The 6,709-nt window shown below is 34.0% G+C and carries 8 protein-coding genes; 5 read left to right on the top strand and 3 right to left on the bottom strand.

Features of this window, described 5'->3' with window-relative positions; all coding sequences use genetic code 11:
* Positions 1-40 precede the first annotated feature (40 nt).
* Positions 41-1,033 (bottom strand): L-glyceraldehyde 3-phosphate reductase, encoded by a 993-nt coding sequence (gene mgrA / locus GH715_RS16015; RefSeq protein ID WP_153836262.1) that lies wholly within the window; start codon positions 1,031-1,033, stop codon positions 41-43.
* 21 nt (positions 1,034-1,054) lie between these two features.
* The gene (locus GH715_RS16020; RefSeq protein ID WP_018934428.1) at positions 1,055-1,414 is read right to left on the bottom strand and encodes a Lin0512 family protein; all 360 of its coding nucleotides are present in this window, start codon (positions 1,412-1,414) and stop codon (positions 1,055-1,057) included.
* Between the two features lie 160 nt (positions 1,415-1,574).
* On the opposite strand from GH715_RS16020, the gene rlmH reads away from it, so the two are divergent.
* The 5 genes from rlmH (at position 1,575) to GH715_RS16045 (ending at position 5,247) form a co-directional block, all read left to right on the top strand.
* Complete coding sequence (gene rlmH, locus GH715_RS16025; protein WP_100358447.1) at positions 1,575-2,054, top strand: 23S rRNA (pseudouridine(1915)-N(3))-methyltransferase RlmH; 480 nt, start codon at positions 1,575-1,577, stop codon at positions 2,052-2,054.
* 218 nt (positions 2,055-2,272) lie between these two features.
* Positions 2,273-3,607, top strand: a complete 1,335-nt coding sequence (locus tag GH715_RS16030; RefSeq protein WP_153836264.1) for a tetratricopeptide repeat protein — start codon at positions 2,273-2,275, stop codon at positions 3,605-3,607.
* A 619-nt stretch (positions 3,608-4,226) separates the two neighbouring features.
* Positions 4,227-4,421 carry a hypothetical protein gene (locus GH715_RS16035; protein WP_153836265.1) on the top strand — a complete coding sequence of 65 codons (195 nt, stop codon included), beginning with the start codon at positions 4,227-4,229 and terminating at the stop codon, positions 4,419-4,421.
* 71 nt (positions 4,422-4,492) lie between these two features.
* Positions 4,493-4,951, top strand: coding sequence for a hypothetical protein (locus tag GH715_RS16040; protein ID WP_153836266.1), 459 nt, complete (start codon positions 4,493-4,495; stop codon positions 4,949-4,951).
* A complete protein-coding gene (locus tag GH715_RS16045; RefSeq protein WP_153836267.1) occupies positions 4,951-5,247 on the top strand; it encodes a DUF4176 domain-containing protein in 297 nt (98 codons plus the stop codon). The genes GH715_RS16040 and GH715_RS16045 overlap by 1 nt, the downstream gene beginning before the upstream one ends.
* Positions 5,248-5,514: 267 nt before the next feature.
* Here the strand turns inward: GH715_RS16045 and GH715_RS16050 are convergent, their stop codons facing one another.
* A complete protein-coding gene (locus tag GH715_RS16050) occupies positions 5,515-6,483 on the bottom strand; it encodes an aromatic acid exporter family protein (RefSeq protein ID WP_228760329.1) in 969 nt (322 codons plus the stop codon).
* Positions 6,484-6,709: the final 226 nt, after the last annotated feature.

Genomic DNA, 6,709 nt, shown 5'->3' on the forward strand with positions numbered 1-6,709 from the left:
TTAACTAGAAAAACTCGAGTGCTAGCACTCGAGTTTACGCTTAATTTAAAATATCATTAATTGCATCCAATTCTTCTTGTGCAAAAGTAGTATTACTTAATGCTTTGATGTTTTCTTCAATTTGACTAACTCGGCTTGCACCGATTAATGCAGATACAACTGATTTTTCTTGTAATACCCAGACGAGTGCCATTTGTGCTAAGGTTTGCCCACGGTCTCGTGCGATTGTATTTAATGCTTTGATCTTCTGTAGTTTGTCAGAAGATACATCGCGTTCATTTAAGAATGGAATAAATTCTTTTGCTGCTCGGGAATCCTTTGGAATACCACTTAAGTATTTGTCTGTTAATAGCCCTTGAGCTAATGGTACATATGCAATACAGCCAATTCCGTGTTCGTCCAGTACATCCGTTAAGCCATTTTCTATCGTACGATCAAGCATAGAATAAGCGGCTTGATGAATGATAAAAGGTGTACCTTGTGCCTCTAAAATGTCAATTGCTTGTTTTGTTTGTTCCGCATTATAGTTGGAAATGCCGACGTACAATGCTTTTCCTTGTCGGACTGTTTGATCGAGAGCGGCCATTGTTTCTTCAAGGGGTGTCTCTGGATCTGGACGGTGGTGATAGAATATGTCCACATAGTCGAGGTTCATGCGCTGTAAGCTTTGATCTAGGCTCGAGATTAAATACTTTCGAGAGCCCCAGTCGCCATACGGCCCATCCCACATTCTGAAGCCCGCTTTTGTTGAGATGATCATTTCATCCCGATACTGAGCGAAATCCTCTTTGAGAATTCGTCCAAAGTTTTTCTCTGCTGCCCCTGGAGGTGGACCATAATTATTGGCAAGGTCAAAATGAGTAATTCCTAAATCAAAAGCTTTCATTAGCATTCGGCGCTGATTCTCTAACGTATCCTCGCCTCCAAAGTTGTTCCAAAGGCCAAAGGAAATGGCCGGGAGCTTGATACCTGAGTTGCCACAACGGTTATACGGTATTTCATGGTAACGTTTGGGACTCGCAATAAACGTCATACACATTCCTCCCTATTATTTTTAATAGCCTACTTCTACAGCTGCATTGACAATATACATCAAATCGTTCTTGTCTTCTTTTTCTTCGAGAACAATACCAGATGTTGTTGCCATGCCACCATCAATCACTTCAACTGTCACAGTTCCATATGGTATTTCTTGTTTGACTAGCTCCACATCTACTTTTTCTTTGTCGATGGGAACGGCTAGTCTAACATTAACTTTCATGTTGTGCAGATTGTTTTCTGGTAGGTATTCGGCAATCCCTGGCATGGAATTGTAGTGAATGGCATTTTCCACAGCACGAAGACAGGCTTTGGTCACATTTTGTCCATGTACATCTATTCCAGTTCCTGTTTCAATAAATATGATTTTTTCCACGAAATCGCCTCCAATTATTAATGATAGAGACAAAATATGTAATCATCCCCTTATTTAATGGTAAGGTAAAACGATGCGTAAATCAATTATGAACAACTCGTATCCAGTTCATGGATTTGGTAAAATAGTAATAATGATAGTTTTCGGAAGGATGACACACATGAAGATTTCGATTGTAGCGGTAGGAAAGTTAAAAGAGAAATATTTAAAACAGGGTATACAAGAGTATATGAAAAGATTGGGCGCTTATGCCAATATGGAAATAATTGAAGTGCCAGATGAGAAAGCACCCGAGAATATGAGCGAAGCAGAACAAGAGGAAGTAAAACGAAAAGAGGGCGAACGAATCCTGTCGAAAATTTCCCCAGACGCATACGTTATTTCCCTGGAAATAATGGGACAAATGCCAACATCCGAGAAATTTGCCGAAAAAATAGAGCAATTAATGATTCATGGCAAAAGTAAGATCGTTTTTGTCATTGGTGGTTCGTTGGGATTGAGTAAGGAAGTGAGCGAGCGAAGTGATTATGCGCTGTCTTTTTCTAAGATGACGTTTCCTCATCAGTTAATGCGGTTGGTTCTGTTGGAGCAGGTTTATCGGGGGTTTCGGATTATGAAGGGGGAACCGTATCACAAGTGATGGTAAAACAAAAAATAGAAATTGTATTAGGGAAAGAACAATTAGATAAGATTAAATAAAAAGAAATTTTCTCGTTAAATATATGGAAAAACATATAGATCTATTGAAAAATACCGATATTAATCATAAGCAATAAACCTTTAAGAGACAGGAGGGGGCTAGTTATAGTTAAACTAATTATTGAGCTATTAAACATATATGTAAACATGTTCAATAAGATGGAAGAAGTACTTTTTCATTCGAAAAATAGGTTTATAAGGAGATATCATTTAAAAATTGTTGATTTTCTTTCCCTTTTTTTTATTTTATATCTATTAACCGGTTTAATTTATTTAATTATTACTTTTATTCCAATTGTTAACGGAATACTAAAAAATATTATTTCATTAACATCGTTAAATAATAAACCAACTAACTCAACCTTGCTTGAGTTCCATCTATTTCCTGAAATGGATTTTGGTTTAATGCTAAAATTATTTATTTTAAATACTGTAATTGCAATAACTGTAATAATGCTAAATAAAAATGGAAGAAGAGTGAAACAAGAGTTAGTAATATTAGAAAGTATCTTGAAGTTAGTAGTAAGTAAATTATATTTTAGCAAAAAAAATATATATATTTATATTTTTTTTATAATATCAACAATGATAATTACATACTTTGTGGTTTCAAGTGAGTATTATTTTAATTCTTTGTTAATTATATACATTTTTTGGACAAGTTTGTTCTTAGTAATAATTACATTTTCAAATTTAAACAAAAATGAAATCCAAGCCAAAAGATTTTTATTTTATTTTTTTATTATTCCTATAACAATAATTTATGTGCTGAATAATAGTAAAGACTACTTTTACCACTCCATCAACTTGGTATTTGTTGTAGTAACTATTTTTCTAGCCTTCGATAGGCTTATTAGTCTAATAGTAGATTATAGAGAAAAGTTATTTAATGGTGAGGATTTATTATTTGTAATAAATGGTTTCACGATAGAAGATTACGATAATCTTAAAAAAAAATTGAGAATACAAGGAAAAAAGAAGATAGAAGAAGTTGATGATCCCGTTTTAGTTGGTTTAATATTTATTAATTCTTCAAAACAGAATTTAGAACTTGCAAAATATTACTTCAGGTGGGCTTTAAAGTTAGAACCAGATAATAATGTGGCAAAGGTTTACCTAGCAAGCACTTTGCTTAATATTAAAAGAAATAGTAATGAATATATAGAAAAAGCATATGAGTTATTCAATTCGGTTGAGACTGATCAAAAAAGTAATAACTATACTCAAATAATTTTTAGTGATTTACACGTCTCTCTTGCTGAAGTAGAGTTTCTTAGACGAAATTCAGATTATAAAAGAATTATAGAGTTACTGAAAAAAGAAAGTTGGCTATCTGATTCATTAACCTATATGTTGGGATATTCCTATTTCAAAGTGGGAAATTTTATAAAGGCAAAAAAACTGCTGTCGAAACTAATTAATAATCATAGTGAGTTTGAGGATGTTCCGAACTTACTTACTGAAATTAATTTAAAAATAGATACTAAACATTAAACATTTTGTAACACAGTTAATCAACGTAATCATCTTCCCAATATATCTCCATTTATTATCAGTATAAAATAATAGTAGTAAAGTATTTGTATAATAAAAAATCACCTGCCCACATGATGGTGAACCGTATCACAAATAGCAGAAATAGATTTAACCAAATATAGGCAACTTTATCAGATTGATACTGGATAATCATGGCTAATCAACACGCCTGGTGAATTTATACTTTTTATAAAAATGGGCCTCTTTGAACTTTTTTAATGTTCATAGAGGTTGTTGTGCTTTATTATTTGGATTTTTGTACTGTTGTCTCAACGATTTGTAAGGGCATTTTTGTTTCATTCGTGAAGCTGACATGCAGTTTAATACCAGAACGCTCCTTGCCCATGGTAAGCGAGTTTTTCCTATTGTAATCGTCGTGGAGTCAATTGAAAAAAGCGTTTTTGGTATCTTTAATGCTCGACGTGTTGCTCGATTTCATTTAGCGACAATCCCTTCAAATAGGCGTTTAAAGTGTTCAAGGTATCGCTAATGGTGTCAATAGTGGTATGAAAACAGTAGCAGGTTGGTTTAAATAAGTTAAATATATGAATATGTTTTAATAAAAAGGAAGATAAATATGAAAATAGATCATAAAACTAGATACCAGAATTTAGCACAACATGTTAAGGAGCAGTTAGCATTTATCCCTGTAGAAGTTGTTAGAATGTCTGTAATAGCATTTGTTTTTATTGGTTTCGACTTATTTTTACTTTTGGGTTTATTAAATATATTTAAACTTGAATTTTTATGGATTGTTTCCCTTTTATTTTGATCGTTCATTTATGGGGGACAAGGCTAATTATTAAAAACCCTTATTCTGCACAGCTTGAGATGGTTTTATTTATGGGGGTACTCGGTCTATCAGGAGCAATTTCTTTATTTGTTATGGTACAAGGAATGTCATATTATACGCTCCATATTACCTCTGTATTTTACTATATCATTATAAATTTAGCTGCTATCATATCCACTTATACTCTGGTGAAATACCAGATTAATAAGTATGCTGGTGACCCAACAATGGAAAAGAAAAGTGGAAACCAATCAAAATATTTGGGGGTATTAACTATTGCCCCGGCAATAGGGTATATTTTAGCTCAAAGTGTACAAGAAACGATTGTTTTAAAACATGTTTTCTCATTAATCGTAGTGTATTTTTTCGCCATTTTTTTGGCGTATGCAGCAGCAAAATTTTTACACCGATACTTTTTTATGAGAGCGAATATGGACTATGTAAACTATCAGCCATATTCTAACAAGGAGAAGAAAAAACTGATGAAACAAGGACTGGAGATAAAATAATGGAGACACTATTACCAAACGGAACTATAGTCTTATTAAAAGGTGGAAATAAACGCTTAATGATTTATGGAAGAAAACAGTTAGTTACAGGTGAGGAAAAAGAGGATTTGCAGGCTCAAGAAGAGGAAATAACAGAACAAACGATGTATGACTATATTGGTGTTCCATACCCGGAAGGTTATATTAATCAAGAGTACACTTATGTATTTAATCACTCGGACATCATTGATATTATATTTCAGGGTTATGAAGATCAGGAAGAAGAGGAGTTCCAGAAAATCTTAAGACAAGTTTAAAAACAGTAGAAAAAGAATATGAGTAAAAAGGGAGGAAAAATCTTCAGAAAATATAAAAGAAGTTAATGGCTGATGATCATTTAAAAGAGATGCATAACTTTAGACAGGATTATTTCAAAGTACAAATCCAGTAATCACCGTACCTTGCCTGAGTCTTAAATCTAAATCACAAGGTCGGAGGATCGCACCTCCAACCTACCATTTTTAAAAAGTACTCATAAAAATATCAACTACTACTAACGCTTATATGATAGAGGCTCAAATCTCTTATCGTTGGTGTCGTTTCGGATCTGGTTGGAATTTTTTCTTAATCGTTAAATAGATTTTCATTTCATACAGTAAATGAAATAATGCAGATCGTACTTCAAATTCTTTTCGGGAACGTGGAAGCTCCATTTCGCGAAGTGCTTCCGTCAATTCATGCAACTGTTTTAAATAAAGGATGGCGGTATTACCCGGATGAATGGCATTACTCAACTCCTCCATAAATTCAGCTATTTTTTGACTTTGCACGACTGTGTGATCAAGCGTTGATATCAACGGTAGCATACGTTTTAAAATTTCAAGCTGTTTTTCTCTCATTTTAAAATAATGATAAAAGTAATTATCATGACGAAATAATTGGTTATCGCTCGCTCTTAACGCATTTGCAAGCCCATCATCAATTTTCTTGGAAGCAGTTATCAGTTCCTCCCCGCTCCAATTTGTGATATTTCCCCGTAAATAACGCGCATATTCATACCAGATTTTTTGAAAACATTGCTCGAGTTCTTCTTGAGTGTTCCGCATTTGTTTTTCATTGCTTGGCATATAGGTATTCATTAGCAATGCTGCTCCGACCCCGATTAATAATAGTAAGATTTCATTGAGCAGAATACCGAGTGTAACTTGTTCCAGTGTGTAAAGATGGAGCATGAACACAGTGCTTGTCACAATGCCTTTTTTTGCATTAAAATACACTACTATTGGAATGAACAAAAGCAATAAAACACAGAGCACGATAGCGTGATATCCCAACAGTTCAAACATGACTGACGCTAAAGTTAATCCAATAACACACGCAACGATTCTCTGCCATGAAGCCATTAGAGAGTCTTTTCTTGTCACCGATATACAAAGGACCGCGGTAATACCTGCTGATACATAAAAATCAAGCTGTAGCTGTTCTGCTATGAATATGGCAAGTGCCGCACCTATAGCAGTTTTTAGTGTGCGATAACCTATGATGTTAAACATATATTCTATATCCTTTCCTTTTTTCATGAGATCCAGTAAAGACGTACCTTTATCGCCGTGCAAACGTCCGTAAACCCCTCTTCAAGGTTTGAGTGAAAACGAGGAAGCTAAGTGGAAATAAACGGACGCTAACTTCCTGATAAGTTTCGCTAACAATCAGTGGGAGTTAAAACTTCCACTGATTGAAGTTGTATTTGGCAAGTAAAAAATGTATGAAATGGCAATT

This window comes from Gracilibacillus thailandensis (genome assembly GCF_010994055.1).
Taxonomy (GTDB): domain Bacteria; phylum Bacillota; class Bacilli; order Bacillales; family Amphibacillaceae; genus Gracilibacillus; species Gracilibacillus lacisalsi.